This window comes from uncultured Sphingomonas sp. (assembly GCF_913778135.1).
Lineage (GTDB): Bacteria > Pseudomonadota > Alphaproteobacteria > Sphingomonadales > Sphingomonadaceae > Sphingomonas.
Genome location: NZ_CAJYVU010000103.1, coordinates 56,600 through 81,441 on the forward strand (window position 1 = coordinate 56,600; position 24,842 = coordinate 81,441).

27 protein-coding genes and 1 tRNA gene are annotated in these 24,842 nt (G+C 61.3%); 4 read left to right on the top strand and 24 right to left on the bottom strand.

Annotation, left to right across the window (positions count from 1 at the left end; genetic code table 11):
• Positions 1 to 274: 274 nt before the first annotated feature.
• The 13 genes from QZ847_RS09930 to QZ847_RS09990 form a co-directional block, all read right to left on the bottom strand.
• Entirely contained in the window at positions 275 to 2,242 is a 1,968-nt protein-coding gene (locus QZ847_RS09930; RefSeq protein ID WP_294356103.1) for an ATP-binding protein, read from the bottom strand.
• A 145-nt stretch (positions 2,243 to 2,387) separates the two neighbouring features.
• Positions 2,388 to 3,068 carry a phage virion morphogenesis protein gene (locus tag QZ847_RS09935; protein WP_294356106.1) on the bottom strand — a complete coding sequence of 227 codons (681 nt, stop codon included), beginning with the start codon at positions 3,066 to 3,068 and terminating at the stop codon, positions 2,388 to 2,390.
• Positions 3,061 to 3,549, bottom strand: coding sequence for a phage tail protein (locus QZ847_RS09940; RefSeq protein WP_294356108.1), 489 nt, complete (start codon positions 3,547 to 3,549; stop codon positions 3,061 to 3,063). Before QZ847_RS09940 ends, QZ847_RS09935 begins: the two co-directional genes overlap by 8 nt.
• Positions 3,546 to 3,767 (bottom strand): hypothetical protein, encoded by a 222-nt coding sequence (locus QZ847_RS09945; protein WP_294356110.1) that lies wholly within the window; start codon positions 3,765 to 3,767, stop codon positions 3,546 to 3,548. The genes QZ847_RS09940 and QZ847_RS09945 overlap by 4 nt, the downstream gene beginning before the upstream one ends.
• Before the next feature lie 13 nt (positions 3,768 to 3,780).
• Positions 3,781 to 4,251, bottom strand: coding sequence for a hypothetical protein (locus tag QZ847_RS09950; protein ID WP_294356112.1), 471 nt, complete (start codon positions 4,249 to 4,251; stop codon positions 3,781 to 3,783).
• A complete protein-coding gene (locus tag QZ847_RS09955) occupies positions 4,248 to 4,775 on the bottom strand; it encodes a lysozyme (RefSeq protein ID WP_294356115.1) in 528 nt (175 codons plus the stop codon). The genes QZ847_RS09950 and QZ847_RS09955 overlap by 4 nt, the downstream gene beginning before the upstream one ends.
• Positions 4,772 to 5,122, bottom strand: a complete 351-nt coding sequence (locus QZ847_RS09960; RefSeq protein ID WP_294356117.1) for a hypothetical protein — start codon at positions 5,120 to 5,122, stop codon at positions 4,772 to 4,774. Before QZ847_RS09960 ends, QZ847_RS09955 begins: the two co-directional genes overlap by 4 nt.
• Positions 5,122 to 5,346: a tail protein X gene (locus QZ847_RS09965; RefSeq protein WP_294356119.1), complete on the bottom strand. Its 225-nt coding sequence runs from the start codon at positions 5,344 to 5,346 to the stop codon at positions 5,122 to 5,124. Before QZ847_RS09965 ends, QZ847_RS09960 begins: the two co-directional genes overlap by 1 nt.
• Positions 5,346 to 5,828 carry a head completion/stabilization protein gene (locus tag QZ847_RS09970; protein ID WP_294356121.1) on the bottom strand — a complete coding sequence of 161 codons (483 nt, stop codon included), beginning with the start codon at positions 5,826 to 5,828 and terminating at the stop codon, positions 5,346 to 5,348. The genes QZ847_RS09965 and QZ847_RS09970 overlap by 1 nt, the downstream gene beginning before the upstream one ends.
• Before the next feature lie 2 nt (positions 5,829 to 5,830).
• On the bottom strand, positions 5,831 to 6,055 hold the full coding sequence (locus QZ847_RS09975) for a hypothetical protein (protein WP_294356122.1): 225 nt from the start codon (positions 6,053 to 6,055) through the stop codon (positions 5,831 to 5,833).
• A 111-nt stretch (positions 6,056 to 6,166) separates the two neighbouring features.
• Positions 6,167 to 6,961: a phage terminase small subunit gene (gene gpM / locus QZ847_RS09980; protein WP_294356124.1), complete on the bottom strand. Its 795-nt coding sequence runs from the start codon at positions 6,959 to 6,961 to the stop codon at positions 6,167 to 6,169.
• A gap of 46 nt (positions 6,962 to 7,007) precedes the next feature.
• Positions 7,008 to 8,084 carry a phage major capsid protein, P2 family gene (locus tag QZ847_RS09985; protein ID WP_294356126.1) on the bottom strand — a complete coding sequence of 359 codons (1,077 nt, stop codon included), beginning with the start codon at positions 8,082 to 8,084 and terminating at the stop codon, positions 7,008 to 7,010.
• Between the two features lie 51 nt (positions 8,085 to 8,135).
• Positions 8,136 to 8,966 (bottom strand): GPO family capsid scaffolding protein, encoded by an 831-nt coding sequence (locus tag QZ847_RS09990; protein WP_294356128.1) that lies wholly within the window; start codon positions 8,964 to 8,966, stop codon positions 8,136 to 8,138.
• A gap of 171 nt (positions 8,967 to 9,137) precedes the next feature.
• On the opposite strand from QZ847_RS09990, the gene QZ847_RS09995 reads away from it, so the two are divergent.
• Positions 9,138 to 10,952 (top strand): terminase family protein, encoded by a 1,815-nt coding sequence (locus tag QZ847_RS09995; protein ID WP_294356152.1) that lies wholly within the window; start codon positions 9,138 to 9,140, stop codon positions 10,950 to 10,952.
• Complete coding sequence (locus QZ847_RS10000; RefSeq protein WP_294356130.1) at positions 10,952 to 11,971, top strand: phage portal protein; 1,020 nt, start codon at positions 10,952 to 10,954, stop codon at positions 11,969 to 11,971. The genes QZ847_RS09995 and QZ847_RS10000 overlap by 1 nt, the downstream gene beginning before the upstream one ends.
• Before the next feature lie 43 nt (positions 11,972 to 12,014).
• On the opposite strand, the gene QZ847_RS17005 is transcribed toward QZ847_RS10000, so the two are convergent.
• The 7 genes from QZ847_RS17005 to QZ847_RS10030 all read right to left on the bottom strand — a co-directional run bounded on the left by QZ847_RS17005 (position 12,015) and on the right by QZ847_RS10030 (position 20,634).
• Complete coding sequence (locus tag QZ847_RS17005; protein ID WP_366930190.1) at positions 12,015 to 12,890, bottom strand: alpha/beta fold hydrolase; 876 nt, start codon at positions 12,888 to 12,890, stop codon at positions 12,015 to 12,017.
• A gap of 85 nt (positions 12,891 to 12,975) precedes the next feature.
• Positions 12,976 to 14,958: a hypothetical protein gene (locus QZ847_RS10005; protein ID WP_294356131.1), complete on the bottom strand. Its 1,983-nt coding sequence runs from the start codon at positions 14,956 to 14,958 to the stop codon at positions 12,976 to 12,978.
• Between the two features lie 893 nt (positions 14,959 to 15,851).
• Positions 15,852 to 16,619: a hypothetical protein gene (locus tag QZ847_RS10010; RefSeq protein ID WP_294356133.1), complete on the bottom strand. Its 768-nt coding sequence runs from the start codon at positions 16,617 to 16,619 to the stop codon at positions 15,852 to 15,854.
• 329 nt (positions 16,620 to 16,948) lie between these two features.
• Complete coding sequence (locus tag QZ847_RS10015; protein ID WP_294356135.1) at positions 16,949 to 18,082, bottom strand: hypothetical protein; 1,134 nt, start codon at positions 18,080 to 18,082, stop codon at positions 16,949 to 16,951.
• A gap of 320 nt (positions 18,083 to 18,402) precedes the next feature.
• Complete coding sequence (locus tag QZ847_RS10020; protein WP_294356137.1) at positions 18,403 to 19,110, bottom strand: replication protein A; 708 nt, start codon at positions 19,108 to 19,110, stop codon at positions 18,403 to 18,405.
• A 19-nt stretch (positions 19,111 to 19,129) separates the two neighbouring features.
• Complete coding sequence (locus QZ847_RS10025) at positions 19,130 to 20,458, bottom strand: integrase arm-type DNA-binding domain-containing protein (protein ID WP_366930191.1); 1,329 nt, start codon at positions 20,456 to 20,458, stop codon at positions 19,130 to 19,132.
• Positions 20,459 to 20,548: 90 nt separating this feature from the next.
• A tRNA-Tyr gene (locus QZ847_RS10030) sits at positions 20,549 to 20,634 on the bottom strand.
• 230 nt (positions 20,635 to 20,864) lie between these two features.
• Between QZ847_RS10030 and rlmB the strand changes: the two genes are divergently transcribed.
• Positions 20,865 to 21,611, top strand: coding sequence for a 23S rRNA (guanosine(2251)-2'-O)-methyltransferase RlmB (gene rlmB / locus QZ847_RS10035; protein ID WP_294356141.1), 747 nt, complete (start codon positions 20,865 to 20,867; stop codon positions 21,609 to 21,611).
• A 42-nt stretch (positions 21,612 to 21,653) separates the two neighbouring features.
• Here the strand turns inward: rlmB and QZ847_RS10040 are convergent, their stop codons facing one another.
• Positions 21,654 to 21,971 (bottom strand): 2Fe-2S iron-sulfur cluster-binding protein, encoded by a 318-nt coding sequence (locus QZ847_RS10040; RefSeq protein WP_294192710.1) that lies wholly within the window; start codon positions 21,969 to 21,971, stop codon positions 21,654 to 21,656.
• 66 nt (positions 21,972 to 22,037) lie between these two features.
• Between QZ847_RS10040 and QZ847_RS10045 the strand changes: the two genes are divergently transcribed.
• A complete protein-coding gene (locus QZ847_RS10045) occupies positions 22,038 to 22,667 on the top strand; it encodes a DNA-3-methyladenine glycosylase 2 family protein (RefSeq protein WP_294356142.1) in 630 nt (209 codons plus the stop codon).
• Between the two features lie 78 nt (positions 22,668 to 22,745).
• Here the strand turns inward: QZ847_RS10045 and QZ847_RS10050 are convergent, their stop codons facing one another.
• The 3 genes from QZ847_RS10050 to QZ847_RS10060 form a co-directional block, all read right to left on the bottom strand.
• Positions 22,746 to 23,345, bottom strand: a complete 600-nt coding sequence (locus tag QZ847_RS10050; protein ID WP_294356144.1) for an AbiV family abortive infection protein — start codon at positions 23,343 to 23,345, stop codon at positions 22,746 to 22,748.
• 261 nt (positions 23,346 to 23,606) lie between these two features.
• Positions 23,607 to 24,251 carry a TadE/TadG family type IV pilus assembly protein gene (locus QZ847_RS10055; protein WP_294356146.1) on the bottom strand — a complete coding sequence of 215 codons (645 nt, stop codon included), beginning with the start codon at positions 24,249 to 24,251 and terminating at the stop codon, positions 23,607 to 23,609.
• A gap of 2 nt (positions 24,252 to 24,253) precedes the next feature.
• The coding region (locus tag QZ847_RS10060; RefSeq protein WP_366930192.1) for a TadE/TadG family type IV pilus assembly protein at positions 24,254 to 24,842 on the bottom strand (589 nt) is incomplete at its 5' end.

Here is a 24,842-nt window from a genome sequence, read left to right on the forward strand (position 1 = left end):
TCGGCGGGGGTGTCATGCGGCGGCTAGTCGCTTGGTCCTGTGGAAAGGGCTTTCTACAGGACCAAAGCGACAGATTAGCCGCTGCACGATGTCCCCTCCCGCCCAACACTCAGACATCGAGAAGGTGAACGCTCCTGCCCGTTAGCGGACGTTCGCTTATGACTTGGTTGCAGCCGTGAAGACGAACTCGCGGAAATTTAGACGCGAGTCGCTGTTGCCCGACGGGAGAAATTCATAGGGTCGTTGACGATGCAACGCATATCTTTTGGAAATCTTAGTGAGCTGGCCTTTCAAGTAAGTCACGAAAGGTGCGTTCAAGCTCGACGTGAATCAGAGCTGTCTCGTCAGCCATAACAGTCATGATTATTCTTTGAAGCAGCTTGCCGGCTTGCTGCTTGGTAATCGCCTGAAGAAATGGAAAGGCGGTGACAACTAGGCCTTCCAAGGCATGGTCATCCGTGTCGGCCCACCTGGCGTCAATTTCAAGCGACAAGCCTCCACGGTAATCCGAGCGTATCTTCGTCAAGGGGGCGCTTACAAAGACACGCAGGCCGACAAGCTCGACCATCTTCTGAAGCTCATTGGCGCTAAACTGCAAAATAGCGGGATAGGGAGTGGTTTGAGCCACTCCTACCGACGGTCTTTCAGTGGCGAAATCGCGGCAAATGAGTAGGGCAAGGCTAAGAGGGTCAAGAACATAGTTCTCGATTCCATTACGGCCACCGGAACCTAAAACTGCTATACGCCCGGTTGCAGCGTGATGACCGTCGTAATCAACAAGCCCGAAAACCGAGTTATTTCCGGCTGCCGCTAAGTCGTCAACTAGGCGCTTCAGCACGTCACAACCAGTGTTGATCTCATGTCCCTTAGTATTACGTGTCCCCGTGGCAACAAACTCTAGTGACCTCTCAGAGCGTAATTCCGGCTTGAGAATCTTGTAAAGGCTGTCGTACGTTTTCGCATCCGATGGGCTTTCGACGAATACCTGCCGCCGGCCATCAAAGCTTATCGCTATCGTTGGTACGCCGACCGTAAGGATGTTCAAGGCCTCGGCTTTAGAGACGGAATGTAAGCCGGGTTTCCCGGGTAGCATGAGGTGCACCGCACCCTCAGGTGCCAAGGCGACCGTCGAAGGCGAATGGGTGGTCGCTATCACCTTTATTCCAAATTCTTTGACAAGCGTACTTGTAATCGTGTTGATGAGCGAGCGAGTCATCGACGGGTGTAGAGGCGCGTCGATTTCGTCAAAAAGAATTAGTTTGGGATAGACCGTAAGCTGCCTTCGATCGTTCGCATAATACACGCAGAACGCGAAGGACATGAGCACCTTCTCGCCTGACGAGAGGCTAGAAAATGGGATGATCGCTCCTGTGGATATCTTTGTCAGTTGCGGTGTGTAGGGCAGGAACTCGTTTAAAGCTGGCGCATTAATCACGAAATCTAGGCCCGCCGACGCTATTGTGTCATTAACGAACCTCCACGGCGCTGGGCCATAATGCTCATGAAACTCGCTCGGAGCTAAAAATGGCTCTTCCGAGTAACCCTTTTCGAAATTGAACTCCGCAAGGCGGTTGCTTAGTTCAGCATCTCGATATGCAAGAAATAGCCGCGCAAAAGATTGCTGGAAGAGGTCTGTCCTGCCCCAATTACTGAGGCCGGAGACACTCAATTGCTTGGGAGTAATCGCCACAACCGGAATCTGATATTTGCTGCTGAGTGCGCGAAGGGATGCTTGCAGAAGCGCATCAGAATTGTTGATGATGAACTGTGATGCATTTGCAATCGCCTGGTTGATCTGAATCATCGCAGCTTCTGCTTGCTTGGGGTCGGAGAGCTCGCGCTCCAAATCGCCCATGCTCCATAGAACCATGTTGAAAGGATCATCGATAAACTTGTTAGAAAGCCCAAGTGATCGAGCCACCCCTCGGAGTGGCTCAGCAGCGTTTGGATGTCGGCGGAGGGTTACAAACTGCATCTCTAAGGTTTGCCGCTCCTGCCGCAGCGCCTCACTCGAAATCTGACCCTGATCTTGGGGCACGAGAGTGCTCCAATCAAAAAGGCGAATCTCGTGACTTGAACTTTGAGGCTGGGCGACATCGGTACGTATTGAGCCGTTCGCCAATGCTTGAAGGAGATGCGTCTTGCCCGCGCCGTTCGGGCCAGTGATCACCGTAAAATCCGGGATTTGAACGGACGGGAAAGTGTTAATGGACAGGTGGCTGGCGTTGAAGTTGAGCTGCATACTAGTATCAATAAGCACCTATTCGGACGTTGCAATGTTCCTGTTAGTCGCCGCTATCATCAACACTGTTGAATTAACGATTGTCAGCTAACCGTTCGTACAAACCGGAGAGCTATAGATCCGCTTTCCTCCCAGAAGCAGACGTTCACCCAAGCGCCGTTACGGCGCCAGCAACATGCTCAAGCAGGAGCTCGATCGCGCGCCCACGTTCGCGCTCGGTCAGCCCGAGCAGTCCGCGCCGGGCGTAGCGCACCTTCTTGCTCTTGATCGACGGCTGATCGAACAGCCCTTCCTGATGGATTTTCGCCACCTCGGCCGCGCGCCCCGAGAAGCCGATCCACGCCTCGCGATCGGTCGCGTCGGCACGCAGGAACCGCCCGCCCCGCAGCTTGCGGAACATGGCGGCGCGGCGGATGGTACCGCGGCGCCGTAACTTACCCGCGCCGGCGTTCTGCTCGCCCGGCTCGACCGGCAGCCATTTGGCGACCTTGTCGTAGAAGAACGAGCGGATCGCGCCGGCCTCCTGGTCGTAGCCGGTCATGAGTGGACCTTGCCGCACCCAGCTACGCATGAACACGAGGCGGGGCTCGGCCGCGCCCAGCGGGTAGAGGAAGCGAACAGCGAAACCGCCCGGCTTCTGCTCCTGTCGGGGACGCCGTCGCTCGAACGCCGAACCGTCAGGATTCTGCTGCCGTCCAATCCGCGCCGACTGGCTCTGGCGCAGGTCGCGCGCCATGCGGCGCAGCAGCAATCGACGCTCGACAGGTGCGAGCGAACGCACCAGCGCGCCGGCGAGCTGCTCAATCGCGGCGAAGTCTTCAACCACCGACCGCGACCGTGTCGCCTGTGCCGACATCCTCGGCCGCGGCGTGCCAAAGCGTCACGGTGGTTTCCACGCCGGGGAACGTGTCCACGCGCGGGCAATCGGGCACGTCGGTGATCGACCAGGCGCCGTCGACCACCTCGACGCGCACCAGCTCGGTCAGCTCGAGGTCGATCGACACGTCCTGCGCACCGCTGTCGAGGATCTCGGACTCGAATGTAAACGGCTCACTCGGTGCGCGATCGAACAGGTCGGGCTGCTCGAGCGAGATCCACGCGAGCAGCGGCACGAAGATCGCGTTCAGGTCGCCGGCGAAATCCTGCACCACGAGGTTGAGCTTATAGCGCTGTTCGAACGATAGCGTGCCGGTCGCACGGCACACCACGCGCCCGCCATCGGTGAACAGCGACAGCGTCTCGGGATGGTCGCGCAGGTGCTCGACCTGCGTAACCAACCACTGCTTCAGCGCGTCGGGCTTCCTCACTTCGCGCCCGCGCAGGTGCCGGGCGCGTTCCAGTCTACCAGACGATCGAGTCGGCTGGCGTTGGCGCCGAACGCGCGCGCGAGGCGGATGATGCCGGCGCGCAGCTTGGTCGGGATCTGCGCGACCAAGTCGGCGTCCTCGGGCAAGCCGGTCGGCCGCTCGGCGCAGTCGAGCAGTTCGGCAGGCGGCGTCTGCTTCACCGGCACCACGATCGGCACCGGCTTCTCGACCTCAACGGGCGAGCGTGGGGCGCAGGCCGGCAACGCCGTTAACAGCAGCAGTCCACTCACGATCGACAAGGTTGCGGCGTTCGGCTTCGGCATCGGCGGTCTCCATGCGGTGCGCGGCATCGCGCGCGGCTTCGGCCGCGGCACGTGCGGCGAGATTGTCGGCGAGCTGGCGCGCGTCATGCGCAGCCATCGCGTCGGCGAGCGTCTTGGCGGTGATCTCGGCGGTGCGGCTCTTGAAGTCGGCGAGCGCGGCGATCTGCGCCTTGCAGGCGACACCGCGCGCGATCTTCCCCTTGGCGGTGAAGTCGGACCCGGCAGCCGTGCACAGCAGCTCGGCCGACTGCAGCAGCCGGTCACGATCGGCCTCGGTCGTGCGCCACTCGACGTAGAGGAAGGCAGCCGCGACCGCGACGAGCAGCAGGACCAGCCAGGCGATCTCGGCCTTGGCCTTGTTGAACAGCGACGTGATCACGCGGCGTCCTTTCCGGTCTTCATCATGTCGGCGAGGCGGGTGGCGCGCTCGCCGACCTGTCGCGCCCACAGCGAGACGCACATCGCGCTCGCCGCGGCGGTGTAGTTACCGAGCCGGATCAGCGTCAGCGTGTTGATGAAGGCGAGCAGCCCGCGTGCCTTGCGACCGGGTGCGGCGCGGCAGCCGATGCCGAGGTTGAAGCACATGTCGAGCAACACGCGCTGGCGCACACCCGACAGCGTGCGCCACCACGGCAGCTCGCGATCGAGGTCACGCTCGACACCGTCGATGTCGCTTTCGACCAGCGCATCGCACTGCGCATCGGTGACGCCGTTGCGCGTGACGCTGGCGACCGTGATCCCGAGCGCCTTCTGCTCGGCCGGGCGAATGCCGACATCATCGAGATTGCGACCGATGCCGATCGACAGCTTGCCGGCGGTGCAGCGGTAGACGCGTAAGCGGCGTCCCTCGTGCCGGGCGAGCTGGGCGCGCAGCTTGGCGCGATCGTAGGGCGAGCGGGTCACTGGCGGTCCTTTCGGCGCAGGAATGGGATGGCGTCGCGGATCTGACCGGGGATGCCGGCAACGGCATCGACCACCTCATCGCGAAAGCGCGGAGCAGCCTTGAAGGCGATCAACCCGGCGACAAACCCGATCGCCTGGCGCACCGGCTCGCTCACCGGATAGATCGCGGTCACGAGGTTGGTGGCGAAGTACGACACCGCAATGCCGACGAAGAGCTGCACAAAGCGCTGCGCCCAGGTGAGCCCGGCTTCGAACGCGAGGCTGACCGTCGAGCCGACCGCGGCGGGCAGCAGGCTGAGCAGGAAGGTGACGATCGCCGCGAGGGCATCGTGGAGGAGCTTGTCCATCAATCGTCCCAGAGCTGGACCATGTCGCGCACCGGGGTGGTGTCGCGGGTCGTGAGGGTGGCGGGCACGGTCACGCGGGTGCCGGCGGGCAGCGTGGTACCGAGCGCGGCGAGGCCGGGGTTGGCGGCGAGCACCGTTGCGAGCGCGGGCGAGCCGAGCCGGCGGGCACGCCAGAGCAGCGCGTCGAGCGTGTCGCCTTGCTGCGCGGTGAGCGTGTCGGGCATCAGATCAGCTCGACCGTAGTGCGGCCGACCTCGAGCATGTCGCGGATCGCGTGGATGGCATCGCGGCGCAGTTCGTCCACGCTCGGCTCGAGATCATCGACCTTGCGGTCGCCGCGTCCGGTCAGGTCCGTGTCGCGGTAGCCCTCGATCAGCTCGGCGCGCACGTAGGCGCCGATCGCGCGACGATAGGAGAGCACGAGCACGCTCTCGCCGTCGACCTTATCAGCCGGCACGTCGGCGAGTGATGCATATCCGGCCGCGAGCCGCGCTGCGCACCACGAGCGCAGATCCGCACGCGCGGCCATGATCGCGCCAATCACGGCGGTGCGCAGCCGTTCGGGCGTGACCACCTCGCGAATACGGTAGCCGGCGCGCAGAGCGTCGGGCTCAATGTCGGGCAGCCAGCCGTCGTTACGGATCGGCGCGGTAGAGCCCGGCGCGACTGGCGCTGCGCTCGTCTTGATTGGAATCGATAGGGTCACGATCAGCGCGCCACCAGGTGCGGTTCGCCCGCGACCACGATCGCGACCGCAACCGCGAAGAGCAGCAGGCCGAGCACGAACATCAGGTTGCCGGTTCGCTCGACCGTCGCGACGTTGCCGGTGTGCGGCGCCTCGCGCGTCACGATCACGCCGCCCAGGCATGCGATCACCGCCACCACAAGCAGCAGCAACAGGCCGAAGCAGTAAGCAATGAGCGAGAGCGGCATGTGGGCGATCCTTCGAAAATCACGGGGGTGAGGACCGGGACCGGAGCAGCCCTGCGACCCGAAGGTCTCCTGCTCCGCGCGATCCGCCCCCGAGCGCCGGGGGCGAGCTGGTCAGCCGGGCGGACCGGCGTTGTCCTGGTCGGGCGCGGGCAGCGAGGCGAGCGCGCGGCGTAGCCCTGTGAGCTTGGTCTTGACGCCGACGCGGTCGTTCAGCCGCTGCGCGGCCTCGAGCTGCGCGATGGCGCGAGTGATAATCGGGCGCGCGGCGTCGGCCTCGGCATCGCTGCCGGCGCGGGCCAGCTCGACGCCGATCGCCTTCGCGAGCTTGGCGCGGGGTTCGTCGTGCATGTCGATGCCGGCGGTCAGCTCCTCGACCTGCTCGAGCACCGACAGCGGGAAGGGGGCGTTGATCGCCTGCGCGCGCAGTGCCGCCTCGGCGATCTCCTCGAGCACCAGCGTTGCGGCGTCGCGCTGGTAGCGCGATGGCATGGTCACTTCGTGGCGCAGGACGTGCGCGGCGAGTTCGAGCGCGCGGGAATAATCCTCGATGTCGATCGACCAGACCATGACGGTCGGCAGCACTTCGTCAGCGCCGGTGGGCGAGAGCGAGCCGGGGGGCGAGGCGCGACCTGCTGCGAGCACGCCGTCGCACCAGTCGCGGTACTCGGGCAACATTTCGCGCTTGGCGGCGACCTTCAGCGTCACCGCCTTGATCTGGGCGAGACGGCGCAGTGCGTGCGTGAGGCGCAGCTTGATCGCGGCAGCCGCGGTGTTCGGCCTAACTTGGTCCGCTGCAACCGGCGCGGTGCCGGTTGCAGCGGTGGGGGCGAACCCGCTCCCGGATGCAGGAGCAGACGCCGCTTTCATCGCCAGGATACGTTCCTGGTTGCGTCGAGCGAGGCTCATGGCGTGTCCTGTGGGAGCGGGTTACTTCGGAGGGTTGTCCAGCCGCTTACGCGGCCGGCTTCTTGCCCATGACGATGTTCTCGATGAGCGCGGCCTTGCCGAGATCCTCGACCACGTAGGCGTGGTTGACGCTCTCGTAGTTCTCGACCTGATCGCGCTTGGCGTTGTCCTCGATCTTGCGCCGCTCGGTGCCGATCTGCTCGTAGACAGACAAGTTCGCGAGCGTCGTGATCAGGATGGCGTTGGGTGGGAACTTAGGCACGCGCACCGCCTGAAGACCGCCGATCTTCTTTGCGGATAGCAGCACGTCACGCGCGAGCTGCTCGGTTGCCTTGTCGCCCGAGGCATTGACGATCGCGAAATACTTGTCGTGCACCAGCGCGCGCCCGACGATCGCGACCAGGTCGGTGTCCTCGCGATAGTTCTCGTGCAGCGCCTCGATGCCGTCGTACACCAGCGCGTCGATGTTGACGAAGTCGACCTCTTCGCCGACCTCGCCCGCACCAACGAAGATCTTGCCGGCAACTGTCACGCGCCCGGTCGTTGCATCACGCGTTTCCGGCGTAAGGTCGCCGCCCGCGATGTGGCGCTCGGGCGTGTCGAGGCGGATGTGCTCGAGCCAACCGATGTTGACGTCCTGCAGGAGCGGAAACGCCTCGGGGTCCGTATCCTTGGCAACGTGCGTGCCGTTGAAGCCGATGGTGATGATGTCCATCGCCTTTGCCTTTACGATCGCGTCTCGCAGCAGGATCTGGAAGTTGGGCTGGTGCGCCCAGGAGTCGAGCGTTTCGTAGCGGACCAGCGTGTCGAAGTCGGTCTTCTCGCAGCGGTAGCGCGTCTCATCGAGATCACCGGGGTAGCGCGGCTCGCGATCTTTCACGCGCGTATCGGTACGGCTGGCGATCGTGCCCTTGACGCCGACGCCGACCTTGTCGCCTTCCTGGGCGACGACCGGGATGATGTTGATGTTCTTCAGGAACTCGCTGCTGAGCTGCAGTTTCCCGCGCAGCGTCTGCGCGACAGCGGGAGCAACCGTGAAGGTGCGAGCGGTATTGGTGACGCCATTCAACTTCCCAATCTTTTGGGTGTAGGCGTCGAATTTGTCCTGCGTGAGTTCGAGCATGGTGGCGGTTCCTTGGCGGGGTCTGAGGGGGATGGGCGAGGTGGACGCCGATCAGCAGTCGGTCTCTTCGCCCCCGGCACCACCCGGCGAGGGCTGGCGGCGGAACTGATCCGGCTGCTCGGTCTTCGAAAGCTTCCCCTCGAGCTTGTCGAAGCGGGCGGTCAGTGCGGCCTGACCTTCAGAGAATGGCTTCACCGCAGCGGCGAGCGCTTGCTTGAAGGTGCCGGTCAGATCCTCGAGCGCAGCGGTGAAGTCAGCCGGTCCGGTGATCGACGCCGGCTCGGGCTTCTTCTCCGGCTCCTTGCTGCCGCGGATCTTGTCCATGAAGCGCGAGAACAAGCCGTCGACGATGGTGTCGGTGTCCTGCGGCTTGATCTCAAATTCGAGCGCGACCGCCTCGTCACCTGCGGCGACCAGATTACCGTTGACGGCCGCACCGCGCGAAAAGTTCAGCTTCTGCGTCGCGATCGACGCGGGGTTGTCGGTGAACGCGAGGCCGACCAGGCCGACCTTGCCGGTGCCGGCATAGTCGCCGGTCAGCTCGACCGAGGGGAAGGGCTTCTGACCACTGGCGGCGAGTGCGACCAGGCTGTCGAGCGCGTCGACCTGCATGTAGAGCGCCTTGCGCTTCTCGGTCTTGCCCGCGATCGTGACCTCATCGACCTGCGCCTTGACCGCCGAAACGTCACCGTAGCGATTGAATGGGCCTTCGGGGCTGAACCCGGACAGGTGCTCGATGTTGATGCCGGGCGAGTAGGTCTCGGCATTGAAGGTCTCGACCGCCTGATCGATCATCTCGGCGGTGACGGTGCGCCCGTCGCTGATCGTCTGACCTTCCACGAAGCCGCGGAAGAACTTGCTCTTGGTGGTCTTGATGGTCATGGCGCGGCGGTCCCGGATCGATGTGGCGCGGCGCATCGGCCGCCCTGTCTAGCCCGGCGAACAGGGACCGAGACGGGCGCCCGGCTCAAGCTACTCGACCTGTAGAAAGCCCTTTCCACAGGTGCCGGCGCTCCGATCGCGGGAACGGGCGTGGCTAGGCTCCGCGCCGACATGGACGAACCAACCGCCCCGATCTCCGCGCCTGCCGCGGTCGTGCCGTTCGACGTCGAGCGTCAGGCGCGGCGGCTCTACTGGCTCGGCTGGAGCATCACGCAGGTGGCGGAAGAGTTGCGGCTGAAGCGTCCAACCGTCGAATCGTGGAAGCAGCGGCGCCGATGGGATGAAGCGCCCTCGATCCAGAAGCTCGAGGATTGTCTCGAGACCCGCCTTATGGCGCTGATCGTCAAAGAGAAGAAGACCGGCTCGGATTACACCGAACTGGATGCGCTACGCCGTCAAGTGGAGAGCCTCGCCAAGGTGCGCCGCTACGAGGCGCCGGGCGGGCATTCAGGCGATCTGAACGACAACGTCGCCAACCGGAATGCGGGCGAGAAGAAGAAGGCGAAGAAGAACCACTTCACCGCCGAGCAGGTCGAGCAGCTGCGGGAGATCTTCGAAGACCGGCTCTACGATTACCAGAAGGGCTGGTGGGCGAACCTGCAACGCCGCACCCGCATGATCCTGAAATCGCGCCAGATCGGCGCCACCTATTATTTCGCGTTCGAGGCGCTGCTCGACGCGGTCGAGAGCGGACGCAACCAGGTGTTCCTGTCAGCGTCGAAGGCGCAGGCGCACCAGTTCAAAAACTACATCATCGGCTTCGCCAAGCTGGTCGGCGTCACGCTGGGCGGCGACCCGATGCTGATCACCAGCGATGTGCGCCCGGCTGGCGAGGCCGCGGCCGAGCTGCACTTCCTCGGCACCAACTTCCGCACCGCGCAGGGGCGCAGCGCCAATTTCTACTTTGACGAGTTCTTCTGGGTTCACGGCTTCGAGCAGCTCAACAAGGTCGCCAGCGCGATGGCGACGCACAAGAAGTGGCGGAAAACCTACTTCTCGACACCCTCCACGATCGCGCACGCGGCCTACTCGTACTGGACCGGCGAGCGCCGCAACAAGCGGAAGCAGAAGGAAGACCGGCTCGAGCTGGATGTCAGCCACGCCGCGCTGAAGGAAGGCCGGTTGTGCGAGGATGGCATCTGGCGCCAGATCGTCACGGTGCACGACGCGATCGAGGGCGGGTTCGACCTGGTCGACCTCGCCGAGCTGCACGACGATCACCCCGATGACGAGTTCGCCAACCTGTTCGGGTGCGAGTTCGTGGACGACACGCTATCGGCGTTCAAGTTCAACGATATGATGGCGCTGGGCTGCGACAGCCTGGTCGTATGGCTCGACTTCGACCCCGATGCCGCGCGCCCGCTGGGCAACAAGCCGGTGTGGGCCGGGTACGATCCGCAGAACAGCGAAAACGGCGACAACGCCTCGCTGGTGATCGTCGCCCCGCCCGAAGAGCAGGGCGGCACGTTCCGCGTGCTCGAGCGCCATCCCTTGCGCGGTCTCGACTTCGAGGAACAGGCCGAGTTCGTCCGCGCGATGCTGTCGCGCTACAACGTGACCTACCTCGGGATCGACGCCACCGGCGTCGGCGCCGGCGTCTACCAGCTCCTCGCCAAGCCAGGCTCTGCGATCAGCGGCGTCACCAAGATCGAATACTCGCTCGAGGTGAAAACCAAGATGGTGATGAAGGCGCAGAACGTCGTGCGCCGCGGTCGCCTCGCGTTCGATCTCGGTCACCTCGACATCGTCAGCAGCTTCGTCTCGATCAAGCGCACGATCACTGAGAGCGGGCGCAACGTCACCTTCAAGGCTGGGCGCGGGGGCGAGGACGGTCACGCCGATCTTGCCTGGGCGATCATGCACGTCCTCAACAATGAACCGCTCGACGGCAAGGAACGCCCGGCAGCCACGATGGAGATCCTGTGATGAAGCAGCTGCCGCCCTTCGGCGCCGCGGTCGACCGCGACACAGCGCCGGTGACCGCCTTCACGTTCGGCGAGCCCGAGCCGGTGCACAACCGACGCGAGCTGATCGACATGGCGGAATGCTGGCACAACGGTCGCTGGTACGAGCCGCCGATCTCGGTCGACGGGCTGGCGCGCGCGTTCCGCGTCTCGCCGCATCATAGCTCGGCGATGATCCTGAAGCGCAACCTACTGGTCGGCGCGTTCAAGCCCACGCCCTGGCTGTCGCGCGCGACATTCGAGCGCCTGGTGCAGGACTATCTCGTGTTCGGGTTCGGGTTCCTCGAGCAGCGCTTCAACCTGCTCGGCGGAGTGCTGCGCCTCGACCACGCGCTCGCCAAGTTCACCCGCGTCGGCGTTCAGCCGGGGCGGGCGTTCTACGTGCCGGGCAACGTGCCCGAGACCGAGTTCCGGCCGGGCAGCATCGTGCAGATCATGCAGCCCGATGTGAACCAGGAGATCTACGGCGTTCCCGAATATCTATCGGCGCTGCAGTCGGCGCTGCTGAACGAAGCCGCCACGCTCTTCCGCCGTCGCTACTATCTGAACGGCAGCCATGCCGGCTTCATCTTGTACGCGACCGGCACGTTCGCCGAGGGTGATACCGATAAGATGCGAGAGGCGCTGCGCCAGTCGAAGGGACCGGGCAACTTCAAGAATCTGTTCGTGCACGCGCCCGACGGCAAGGAGCACGGCATGAAGATCCTGCCGATCGCTGAGGTCGGCGCCAAGGATGAGTTCCTGGGCATCAAGAACGCGACGCGCGACGACGTGCTCGCTGCGCACCGCGTGCCGCCCCAGCTGCTCGGCATCGTTCCGGCGCAAGGGTCCGCGTTCGGCAATCCCAAGGATGCGACCAGCATGTTCTGGCTGCTCGAAATCCTGCCGATCTTGAAGCGGCTGCTCGAGATCAACGATCAGGTTGGCGTTGAGGCCGTCGCATTCGAGGACGATGATGTCGTTGCCTTAGCCTCGAGCTAAGGAATCTAAGTGACTAATTATCTTCGAACGATGTTATTAGACGTCAGGTTCTACCAAGACTTTTCTCGAAAAAAGCCGATACAGAACGTCGATAGATCTGAGATTGAAGATGACATATGTATTCATGATCACCATGACCGACAAGTAGTAGCTGCTTTTTACCACTGACGGCGCGGAAAAGGTCACGTGTGTCTTCGACTGTGGTGTAGCGATCTTTGGCGCCTCCAATGATCAAAACTGGACCTTTGAAAAGTGGAAGTCTCGCCAAGGGAGATAACCGCGAAGGTGGCTCTCCAAAGCGGAGAAAAGATTGCGCGCTAAGCGCGGGTTCTAGCGCATACGCCAATGGCGATGGCAGGTGAGTCAATAGACGGTTCCTGATCGCGCGTCGTATATCAGGATAGACTGCTTGAAGCACAAGCGCGTCTGCGTCTACAGGGCCTCTATCTCCTAGAACTGCAGCAGCGCCACCAAGCGAAATTCCGATAACGCCCACTCTTGCATTGTTCTGCCGCCCCTTCAGCCAAGTTAGCCCAGCGTAGGCATCATGCGCTTCCGTGAGCCCGAAACTACGATCAGTCATTGTAGACTGTCCATGCCCTCGTAAGTCGAGGGTTAAGACTGCGTAACCTAAGGAAGCTAGCCAACTAGCGTTAGCTGCTGAGGCCTGCCGAGACTCTCCTAACCCGTGTAGAATCATCACACCTGGTGAGTGGTTGCTACGACCTGGATAGAAAGTCGCCCGTAGGCGGATGTCCTTGTCAGATTGAAGATAGAAATCTGAGTTTGGCTTCTGGGCTGCCTCGATCACGGAGGAGCGCGGTTTAATCCATGCCCCTCCGATGATCCAACAGGCCGTTGCTCCGCTCGCGGCAAGTGCTACGGCGCCAAGCATCAATCGAGAACGTGAGGTTCGCATAGCTACAATCTAATTCTCGAGACCTCAGGTATGCGAAATCACACATCACTTGCAAAGCATAATACTCGTCAATAATTATAGAAGGCTACGCGATCATAAAGACGTCCGAGCCGTCCAATTGATGTTGGTGAACAATGCCGTCGCCAAAGCTTGGTGACGTTAACAGCTGGCTATCGTATTGACCACTGCGTGCATTGTCTTCGGCGAAGGCCGTTGATGCGGCTGAACCTAAGCCACCCATCGCTGGAATTAAATCGCTTGAAAACAGGGTTGCGTCTTCGAAGGCGATGATTTCAATCTCCGTGCCACTCGAGAAATAGCCGCTTAACAAAACTTTGAACGAGCCGTCAGCCTTTGAGATTTCCAAGTTGGTGTCGTTGCGAACCATGCTGACTTCGCTTCTTAGAACATCCAAAACAACGAGCGCATCGCGGTTTCCGCCAGTGTCAATCACGGTGACATTACTGCCACTTTCGACACGATACATGTCGTTTCCAGCGCCACCGCTTGCTAAATCATAGAAAAAGCCGTTTGGTTGTGAAAGATCGCTCTTTCCCATCGTGATGATATCATCGCCGTCGCCGGTTTGAACCCAATCATTGCCAGCTCCTGCGTCAACGTACAATGGCGCTGACCAATACGATGTTATCTGATCATTGCCGCCACCCGAGTTTACTAGCAGACTTCGAGGATGGGGGTTGCCAGAGTAACTGGACCCAAAAATGAAGGAGTCTGCCGCATCGCCGGTAACGTAGCCAACTGCCTCACGTCCATTGAAGTTTAAGGTATCGTCGGTACCGGCTCCGGCACTGTAGGGGCTGCTTTCAAACTTGAATAAGAGCTCGCCATTGTTCATCTCGAGGGCTCGCCATTTTTCGATGCCGTACGGCGTCTCGAACGAGCCAAGGTCCTTGCTGCCTCTGGCAGAGGCCATCACGCCAACGTCGTAGGCGGTGTTCGTGTGTCCATCGCTATAGGTTATCGTTGAAGTTGCGCTAAAATGATTTGCTGCGACGTAGCTGTCAGCAGGGTTCATGCTAAGCGATAGCGAGACTATCCCAAGATCGGATAATGACCGCAGTTCCCCAGTTTCCTGTACGGTATTCTGGTTAGTATCAACCCATACTCGAAACTTATTATATTCAGCATCAAGCGCTGAAAGAGCGCCATCATGATTAGAGTCAAAAACCTTTAGGGCGTCTAGATCGGAAGTTGCGCTGGGATTGAAGGCCGTCATTACCATTTCACGGCCGCTATCAACTAAGCCGTTGTTGTTTTCGTCATAAACAAGATAGCCATCTCCGCCGCTAACCCAGCCGGTGGTCTGACGATAGCCGTCGCCGTTCCAGTCGTATGTTGCGCCGTCCGTAATCGGTCGCATTTCGAGCCCGTCGCCATCCAGATCGAGAACCACTGGCCGTATTCTAGTGGCAAACGAGTAGTCGACCCACTTCCACCCATATGTGATATCGTTGTCACCAGTCCCTACGCCGGCGTAGACCCAGTGACCACTTGGCGCGATCATGCCCGGAGACATGGGAGCGGAGTAGTAGCCAGGGCTTCCGCCGCCCCCTCCGCCGCCGCCGAAGATCGGCGCAGTATGAACAGGATTGTTGAAAAGGCCGTCAGCATCAGAGGGTGTCCACAAACCGTTGGTGAACGCCAGCAAACCATCTGGAATGTCGATGCCCGCCTCAAGCAGACATTGTGCTACCGCTGCATTAGAATTTTGGCCGAGAGGCGCATAACTTAAATTATTGCTGTTTATAGTATTTGCGCACTGTGTGATCGCGGCCCATTGGCCTGAAAGATCCCCACTGCTTGCTACTACGGAAGAAGAAAAGTTGCTGGTTCGCCAGTCGTAGGAGCTTGTCGAGTACGGCCCTACCTCTGCCTTCAGATTCCCCCAAGGAGACGTCAACGAGGAGTTGTGATCGGGAAAGGCAGAAAATACCTGCTGGGTAGTAACGCCATTTCGCTCTGACGTGTAGACAAGATAATTGTGTGCGCCGAGTTGGTATCCGCCACTCCAAGCGATAGCGTGAGTTCGAACTTCAATTTTGTCCATCACGTCCTCCCTAAAAACCAACCTGCTCACGCTTTGTAAGCGTTGTTATGAAACCTCGTGAACTTTGCTGAAATACGACTACCCAATAGTAGCTTGAGCCAAAGCCCAGAGGCAAACGGCTAGGAACGCTTTTTTCACACGAAAAAGCTTTTCCAGGATCAGCTTCTTTAGACGAGTGGTCGCTAAAGCGGGTACAAGTAGCTCCCGCATTTTGCATCGCTTCTATTAGGGTCGACATTTGAACGGGTTCGCTGACGAGATGCTTCCAAGCTGCTTTGTGCGCGGCGATAGCAGCGTCATGATCTACTAGATTGTTGAAGAGGCCGCTCTTCGCAGTGCTTGACGCTAACGCTAAGCCAGCGACCAGCAAGATAGCAGCGAGGGCAGCCAGCCGACTCATGCGAGTTTGATAAGGGATGCTGACCCTTTGATGAAGCGCAAATTACAACTTTGTAAGTTTTGACACTTCTACCTGCCTGATCCGCTTGGCAGTCAAGCCGTCGAGGCTATCACTAAGGTTGCTGGTGAGCCGAGTATCGGCAGGGGCTCAAGGGCCGGCAAATGTTGTCGTCCCTGTTTGCGCGCTAGACACCCCGCCTCGCCTGCGCGCTTTTTATGCCAGTTTTGATGCAATCGGCCGGAGTGATGCATGATGGCATATCAAAGGGCTGCCGGGTGTTGAAACGAGACCACGGCGTGACGCAGATTGATGCACCTATGAGCGGTTTCGCTTACGCTTAGCAGCCGACGTTCACGCCGGCTTGAGCATTTCGCTAAACCATTCGTTGTTCGGCTTCTAATAGACGGCTCGAATTACGGAGACGCATCGAATCGAATCCCGCCGCAACGATCGTAAGCGAAGCGAGCCAACAGATGTAGCGAGTAAGGACTTCTCAGAACGGTAGCTGTAAGTGGCCAACCCACGAACCGAGCGTGTTCGCAACAGTTTCTAGTTTGATGAAGAATGCGCTTGGATCGCCCCAAAGCTCAGCCCCCATCTCTCCCACCGCGCCAAGGACTAGAGCCTTGCCCGTAACCTTCATCCACCCCATGACTTTCCCCGCCAAGGCGCGGAAGCGACCTTCCGCCTTTGCGAGTGGCGCGACGTCGGCAGTATTGACGGGGTCCGGCCTATCTAGTTCCGCTCTGATCTCACTGATGCTCTCCCGAGCCTCATCAAGATCGCGCTGGTCGATGCCCAGTCGCATGTCGTCTGGCGGGCCGTTATGGCCCATCTGAGGTGCTTCATCGCGCAGCGCGTCAATGTGGCGCTCAAGGTCATCCAGGTCGCCCCGTAGCGCAGCGATCCTGTCCTCTAGCGGCTCAGGGTCCGGCTGGTCCTCATAGTCGTCCGGTTGAACACGAGCATCATTAGGAGCCCAATCATAGATGCCATTCTCATCCTGCAGACGGGTCGCGGCTTCCTCAATCTCATTCTCTTCAGCGTCCGCGAAGTACTCAGCGAGTTCCTCAGCGGCTTGATAAGGGCCGCCCCAGATCCACTGATAGCCGCCTTCGGCAGTCTCATAGGGTGTATGCTCGTCAGGGTGCTCGTAGTTGGCGTGAAACCACTCAACCATAGCCTCTATGCGCTGTTCGCGATCCAGCCCTTCAAGCGAAGGTGGATCAGACGGTGGCATCAAGTCTAAACCCGAGGACATGGTCGTAATCGCCTTCTAGCAATGAGCCCTCTTTAGACGCTCCGGAAGCGTTCCGTTGCACATGCGCGATGCGATGGTCCACGTAAACACGTCATCGGAGCACAGACTGTCCTTCCTGACGCTGTACCACGTCGTGAGGGCTACATCTTCTGCGTTGCGCGGCGCAAAGCGCGCTTTTTCCTCCGCCTCGCCTGCAAGCTTTTAAGGTCGCAGAAGGTGCACCGCTCCAGATCATCAAAAGACGCAAATTCGAGGAATAAGTAGTGCATAGAATTAGTTGAGCGGGGTGCAGTTGGGTGCACTCACGTTATCCGTTCGCGCCGCTAGGTCTAGGGTAGAACGGGTGACCACGGGAATACGTCAAGCCTCTTGCGATCCAAGCTGCTCTTGATGGTGCTCCAACGGCCCAGATGCTCATCCCAAAGCTGAGAACCAGCACTTTCATATTGAAGTGCCTCTTCTGGCATCATTGAGCCACCCGCCGTGGCGAGAAGGGCAAGCTCAACGGCGCGAACTGAGGATGAGGCTTGATCCCAGATTGCCTCGCGTTCGCTTGCGGGAATAATCACTGGCAGCGCATTTGAGACTATGAGCCCAACGATGTAAATTCTTAGTAATGGTGCCGGATGAACCTTTCTCGTTACTAAGGGATCAACAGGCCCAAACAAATCCATGATTGAGTACGTTGCGTAACAAGAGACAAACAAAAATCGAAGAGCCATATCGAGGTCTAAGGGTAAATCAGACCATCTTGGATAAGGCTTTATATTGCACATGAGCAGCGCTGACGCTAAACTGCCAAAAACATCTGCGTCAATTTCGAGTGCTCGCCGAATTCCTTGCGCGTCCACCTGGACGGCGTCCTCCGACATATGATTCTTCGTTAAAGAATGCTGAAGGTGTCCCCCGAATATATGGCCAAGCTCATGACAGGTAACGATGATCACCGTCAGCTGGGAGAGAAGGTAAGTTAGATCAAGGGCAGGCTTATCCGCTCTCTCTGCACCTGTTTCTCTAAGATCTACATAAGCTTCTCGTCGCGACAATCTCGGATACGACCCGTCGTCCACCGCTTCTTCGCCAGTTAGCAAGAATTTACGCAGTGATCGATCAGACAGCAATCCTGCCATTATTGAGTACGTCTGTTGGTAAAGGCCGGAGTATACAACGATGCAATAAAAGTTCGAAAAACTGGTCACACTTGCATTCATGATGGGGTAGTCCACCACGCAATAATACAAAGGCTTTTCTAAATTCGTACTGCGCGTATGGAACATAAACGTTGTGTGAAGACCGGCAAATCCTGGACGGTGCAGAGGATCGGAGATAAACTCCTCGAAGGGCAGAATTCGAGCTTGTACCGCCGGCGTCCGGCCGGCTAACATCGATTCAACGTAGCCAAATAATAGTTCTGGTAGGTAGAATTCCTTCCCACCTGTCTGCTCGTTGTTCGCTTCGCTCATCGATGTAGGGTACAAAAATGTTTGCGCCCGCGCCAGCGCACGAATTTATGATCTCGAATGTGCCAGACAGCAAGCGTGAAGCTATCTTCCGAAACAGTTTGGATATTTTCTCCGGCTTTACCTGAGCCGGAAAATCGGCTCATTATGCGCATCGCTGGCATCATCATGGGACGGATCGTGCCGCTCCCCCCTAGGGAGCCCCGGTCCCGCGTAAGCGGGTCCGTCCGACAGCGGCTGTGATCGCTGTCGTTGGTCTGGAAGCACCAGATTGAGCTAGGTGGAACAGCAGGCTGCGCACGCCGTAGGCGTTCCTCTTATATTTAATCTCGCAGAGCCGGGTTCATTCCGCCCGGGCGAATTGCGTTACTATCAAGGGCGCGGCCGAGCTTGGCGAGCATGTCGCCGAGCGGCGTGTCGCCGGCGCGGAAGCGTGCCAGCTCTTCGGACGTGAGGCTTGCCAGCATGGTGGCGGTGCGCTCTTCCTCTTCCTGGCGGCGCGTGACCTCGTCGGCCGGCACAGGCGCGCGGCCGAGCAGGCGACGCACCATGTCGGCTGCCATCTTCGGCAGCGTAAGGGCGTAGGCGTTGGAGATCTGGCGCACTTGCGGACCGAACGGGTCGGGGTTCTCCAGCGGCTCGAACCGTCGTTCCCAATTGAGAAAGCCCGCCTCACGCAGGCGCACCAGCGCGTCATGGATCGCACTCTTCGATCGGCGCAGCCGATCCGCCAGGTACTCGATCGAAGGTTCGAGCCGGCCAGTCTTGAAGTCCACGATCCGCATCATCTCGCGCAGAATATCGAGGCCGATATGCCCGATTGGTCCATTGCGCTTGCCCGGCTGCTTGTTCTCGCGGTCGTACTGCTCGGCCGCACGCATGCGGGCCATGCGCTCGGCCTTGTTGAACGGGGACCATAGCTGACCCTCGCACGTGCCGGCCCTGCGGCTGTTGCGATGGACCTTCTGCCCGGTGCGGTGCGCCTTGCTTGCGAAGCTTCCTACCAGCTCGCCGACTGACCGCATCTTCATGCGACCACTCCCGCGAGAGTCAGCCCTGTCGCGGCCCCTCGAGCAACTGGCGCGGCTCGAGCAGCTCCTGCGTCAGCATATCTGCCCACTCCTGCGCCAGCTCGCGCCGGCGCGGCATATAGGCGGCGCGATTGTATGCCGCCTCTACTCCGCTCGGCACGTGCGCGAGCATGAGATCGATAATCGCGCGGTCGCCGACCCGGTTCTCGGTCGCCGCCAGCTCGTTCATGATCGTTGAATAGGTCGACCGCCAGCCGTGTGGAACGTGGATCCCCGAGTAGCCGGCGTCGCGATAGGCTTTGCTCAATGTGCTGTCGCTGATCGGCTTGCGCGGGTGCCGCACGCTGCGGAAGATCAGCGCGGCTCGACCCGAGAACTCCCTCGCGACCTTGATCACGTCGACCGCCTGCCGTGACAGCGGCACCAGGAACTCGAAGGCAACATCCTCCTTCCGCTCCAGCACCAGCTTCATCTTGGAGGCGGGTATGCGCCAGATCGGGTCGGCACCATCCAAGCCCTCGAACTCGCCCCACTCGGCTAGCCGAAGCACGCCCGCGCGGACGGCGGTGAGCGCGAGGAAGCGGGAAGCAAGCTTGGTCAGCGGCTGCCCCGGTTTCGCCTCCACTTCGCGGAGCACCGTACGTGCCGCTTCGATCGTGCGGACGGCCGGAAACTTGCCCTTCTTGGGTTTGGCGAGCGCGCGGTTCGCCACAGCAGCAGGATCCACCTGCGCAATACCGCTGCCAATCGCACGAACGAACACTTCCGAGATCCGCTGTCGGGCACGGTGCGCCGTCTCGATCGCTCCACGCTGCTCGATTGGTCGTAGGACCTCCAGCACGAGCGGCGTCGTAATCGCGTCGATCGGTAGGTGCCCGATCTTCGGATAGACGTCCTGGTCCATGCTGCGTTTGACGATGCTGGCGTAGCGAGGCGACCAGGTCGGTGTCTGGCTGGTAAGCCACTCCTCGGCGACCGTCTTGAACGTAGCGCCCGCTCGCGCGTCTCGCGCGGCCGAGCGCGCCCGCTTCTCCACCGCGGGATCCTTGCCGCTGCGTCGCTCCCGCGCAGCCTCGTCCCGTAGCTCGCGGGCTTCCGCCAAGGTCACGTCCGGGTACGACCCGAACGTCAACAGCTTCTCCTTGCCGGCAACTCGAAACTTCCAACGCCAGCTGCGATGCCCGGTAGTCGCCACGTGCAGAAATAACCCGCGCGCGTCGCTTAGCTTGTATGCCTTGTCCGCTGGCTTCGCCTGACGGCACGCTTTGTCCGTCAGCATGGCGTACCCCCAGCAGGGCAAAACCGTACCCCGAATATACCCCCAACTGTGGTGCGCTGCATTGAGCATCAATGCGACGGGTTGAGACACCCGACAAGGGGAAGAAACTACGCTTTTCCGCACTTGTGAGACAGGTTGAAACAACCTGAAATAGGGGGGTGGTGGAAGGGACTGGATTCGAACCAGTGTACGCTCACGCGGGCAGATTTACAGTCTGCTGCCTTTAACCACTCGGCCACCCTTCCATCCGGGTCGGCGCGGACAAAGCGTCCGGCACCTGCTGTACGATGCGGATCGCACGGTACAGGCGGCTGGTCAGGCCGCGGTCCTGCGCCGCAGCTGCGACGAAGAAGGCGGCTCCTAGAGGCGTGCGCGGCGGTGTGCAAGCCCCTTCGCGCTTACAGGCGGCGCGACGCTTGCGTGCGCGCTGACCACGGCATAGGCACGCCGCCATGCTTATCGGAAATCAGCGCTGATGGCGCGCCGCGGTCATCGCCCGAGCCAGGCGCAGGGCAACCGCCCGCGCTTTTGGGGCCGTCACGCCGTCACCGCCGCGCTCGCCAACCCTGAGCGCGTCGTGCGCAAGATGTGGGGCACGCGCGAGGCGCTGTCGTCGCTCGACATCCCGTCGTCGCTCCCCGTCGTCTTCGCCGAGGCGCCCGATCTCGGCCGGCTGGTGCCGAACGACGCGCCGCACCAGGGACTGGTGGCGGAGGTCGATCCGCTCGAGGACGTGTGGCTCGGCGACCTGCTGGCGCAGGGGAAGGGTGATCGTCGCCCGCTGATCGTGCTCGATCAGGTGACCGATCCGCACAATGTCGGCGCGATCATGCGCTCGGCCGCGGCGTTCGATGCGCTCGGCATCGTCACGCAGGACCGTCATGCGCCGCTCGAATCGGGCGTGCTCGCGCGCTCGGCGTCTGGCGCGCTGGAGGTCGTGCCGTGGGTACGCGTCGTCAATCTCGCGCGCGCGCTCGACGAGATCGGTGAGGCCGGCTTCTGGCGCATCGGCCTGACCGGCCACGCTTCCGCGACGCTGGGTGAGCAGCTGGGCGAGACCCGCCCCGCCATCGTGCTCGGCGCGGAAGGCGAGGGGATGCGGCAGAATACCGAGGCGCACTGCGACCAGCTCGCGCGACTGCCGATCTCGGGCAAGGTGGAGAGCCTGAACGTCTCCAACGCCGCCGCGATCGCGCTCTATGCGGTCGCCGCGCGCGGCTAGGCGCGTGACTTGGGGCGCGGGGTCGACTGCGCCCCGACGGACTCAGTCTTCCTCGGCGATCCGCACCTTCAACCCGTCGAGCGCGGAGGTGAACTGGATCTGGCACGACAGCCGCGACCCCGCGTCGCGGTCCGCGGACGAATCGAGCAGGTCGTTCTCGTCCTCGCTCATCGCGGGCAGGCGATCGGCAAAGGCGGGATCGACGTGGACGTGGCACGTCGCGCAACTGCAGCAGCCGCCGCACAGCGCCAGGATCTCGTCGATCCCGGCGTCGCGGATCACTTCCATCACCGACAGGCCGACCTCGCCCTCGATCTCGCGTTCTTCCCCCTCGCGCGTGACGACGATAAGCTTGGGCATGATGATGTCTCCGACAAGTTTGCGCCGCCATGCCGCGTCGGGCGCGCCCGGGCAATGGGTGCCGCAATGGGCCTGAGCGAGCCCGACCTGCGCGCCGGGCTCGATGCGCTGGGTGAGATCGAACCTGCCTTCGCCGCCGCGATCGCGCGCGTCGGCTACCCCGCCCCGCGCATTCGCCAGCGCGGCTACGCGACCTTGCTACGCACCATCGTCGGACAGCAGGTAAGCGTCCGCGCAGCCGACGCGGTGTGGCGCAAGCTGGAGGAACAGGTCGGCGACCCGAACGACCCTGCGATCATCTCGGCGGCGAGCGACGAGGCGCTTCGCGCCTGCGGCTTCTCGCGGCAGAAGACCGGCTACGCGCGCAGCCTCGCCGAGGAGGTGCTGAGCGGCCGCCTCGACCTCGCGAACCTGCCCGCCGACGACGAGGAAGCGGTCGCGCAACTCGTCCGCGTCAAAGGGATCGGCCGCTGGTCGGCCGAGGTATACCTGCTGTTCGCCGAAGGCCGCCCCGACATCTGGCCCGCGGGTGACTTGGCAGTGCAGATCGAGGTCGGCCGCATCCTCGGCCACGACACCCGCCCGAGCGAGAAACTGACCCGCGAACTGGCCGAGGCCTGGCGCCCTCACCGCGGCGCGGCAGCGATCTTTACCTGGCACCATTACGGCGCGGGCCCGGACGCGGCACCGGTTTAATGGGGATGTGTGCTGTTGGGTGGAATGCGGAGAGATTTCTATCCAACGCGGTGTGGGACTTGGGCACCCGCTCCGGGGTCAGTAGGCGTTCCGGTCGGCCAGTATCTGATCAGTGACCTGCGGCATGATCTCGTAGAATATGCCTGCGACTTGTACCGCAATCTCGCTCTTGAGAAGCGGCATGGCCTTCGCCAGAGTCTGCGAAAGCTGCAGCGTGAAGGTGGCGTCGATCTCGTCGCGAGAGTGCGTCCCGACCGTCACTTCATCATGATAGAAACTTACCTGCTTCGAGCGATCCAGCTCGATAGCAGCGACGCGTTCGAAAAATCGTCGCTCGTCCGAATCAATGAAGGCGGTTGCTAACTCCATCATCATTACTGGCTGGCTGACCTCACCCGCGTAGAACCTTCGGTAAAAGGGTAACACTTTCTCGGCGATTAGCAGGCACGCGACCGCCATCTGCTTCTGAATATGAGCCGATCGCCTCTGCCTCGTTGTTGTCACGCCGAGCTGCCCCCAACGGACCTGGATGACCTTGCCAAGTTCCTCCAGAGCAAGAACGTTCAGCGCAAATGCGCGAGGATAGCGTTCCGCCTTTGCCAGCAGGGTCGCGTCGTCGATCAGGCCGACGCAGTTTTCGATGATCGGCTGTATTGCCTTCAGATCGTCGTCTGTCATCGATGAGGCCCTGTAGGTAATATGGCAGAGATACCCTCCGCCTTGGTCATGCTTCTCCGCCAGACACCGTAGCTATCTTACCCGCATCGATCGAGCCGATACCCGCGGCCTATGTCCTCTACTGAGGCAAAAGTAGACGGACGTGTGAGGTTAGGCTTTGGCTGCCTCGTCATCCAAGTAGCACTGGTACGCAGCAGCTCCAAGCGTGGCTCCGACTACGACCGACGGCAGACGATAAAACAGGCCAACGCTAACGCAGCGTCACAACCCCGATGGCGTGTCGCAGTTCGTCTTCGGCGGGAATTTTGCATCCGTGTTGGGGGTGGTGAACTCCTTCGACCGCGCGCGGAACATGACCGAGCGGGTGATCGCGGGCTGGGCGTTCATCATGCCGAACGGGATGATCTTGAAGATCGGCTGGTAATCGTAGCTCACCTGGACGTGGAACATCACCTCGTCCAGCAGCAGGTTGCGCGCGTTCGGCAGCGTCGCGATCTCGACCTTCTGCCGGCATCCGACGACCGGCGCCGCCTGCGTGAACGCGCCGTCGAAGCGCTGCCACAGGATGCGGTTCTCGATCACCTCGTCATTGTTCTGGTCGGTGCCCTGCACGCCGGTGATGACGACGCGCCCGTGGTTGCGCAGGTCGAACGGCTGCGCGGTCAGGTCGACCGCGTTGAACAGGTCGTAGACCTGCTTCTCGCTGATGCCGATTTCGCCGGTGCCGCTCTGCGCGACCAGGTCGCTCATCATGCCGGCCATGCGCTGCACGCGGTTGGTCGCCATCACGTAATTGCCGAATTCGATCCCGGTCAGCGTCAGGCCCAGGAACAGCGGCAGCCCGAGCGCGAATTCGAGAAAGGCGACGCCGCGACGATTGCCGGCGAGCGAGGCGATCCGCGTCACGTTCACGACTTGCGCCGCAATGCTTCGTTGCGCACCACGGTGGTGGCGGACAGCGGCTCGACCCCGTTCACGTAGCCGATCGCGTTGCCGACCATCTGGAACAGTACCGCCTTGGGGTAGTTCACCGTATAACTGACGACGTCGCCGGCATTGCCCATGACGCCGGTCTTGGGCGTGCTCGGGTCCCATTTGCCGTTCTTGTTGCGATCGACGAACGGCTCGCCGACATCGTATTTCCCGTTCTTGTTCACGTCGGTGTAGATCTCGGGGGTGACCGAGGCGAAATCGGCGAACACCGTCGTCGTGATCGTGATCGACTTGCCGTCCGCGATCGGGAACAGCTTCATCGTGTCGCCGACGCTCTTGCGCATGATGGTCGAGCGGTCGCTCTCGCCCGTCTCCATGCTCGCGGTAGCGGCGCGCGCCGCCTCGATCAGCGCGCCTTCCAGCACCTGTCGCGCGAAGAGCAGGTGGCCTAGCTCGATCGCGCCGCAGATCAGCATCAGCAACGTCGGCGCGATCAGCGCGAACTCGACGATCGTGACGCCGCGCGTGCAGCGCCAGAGAATGTTCCGCGTCATCACTTGACCA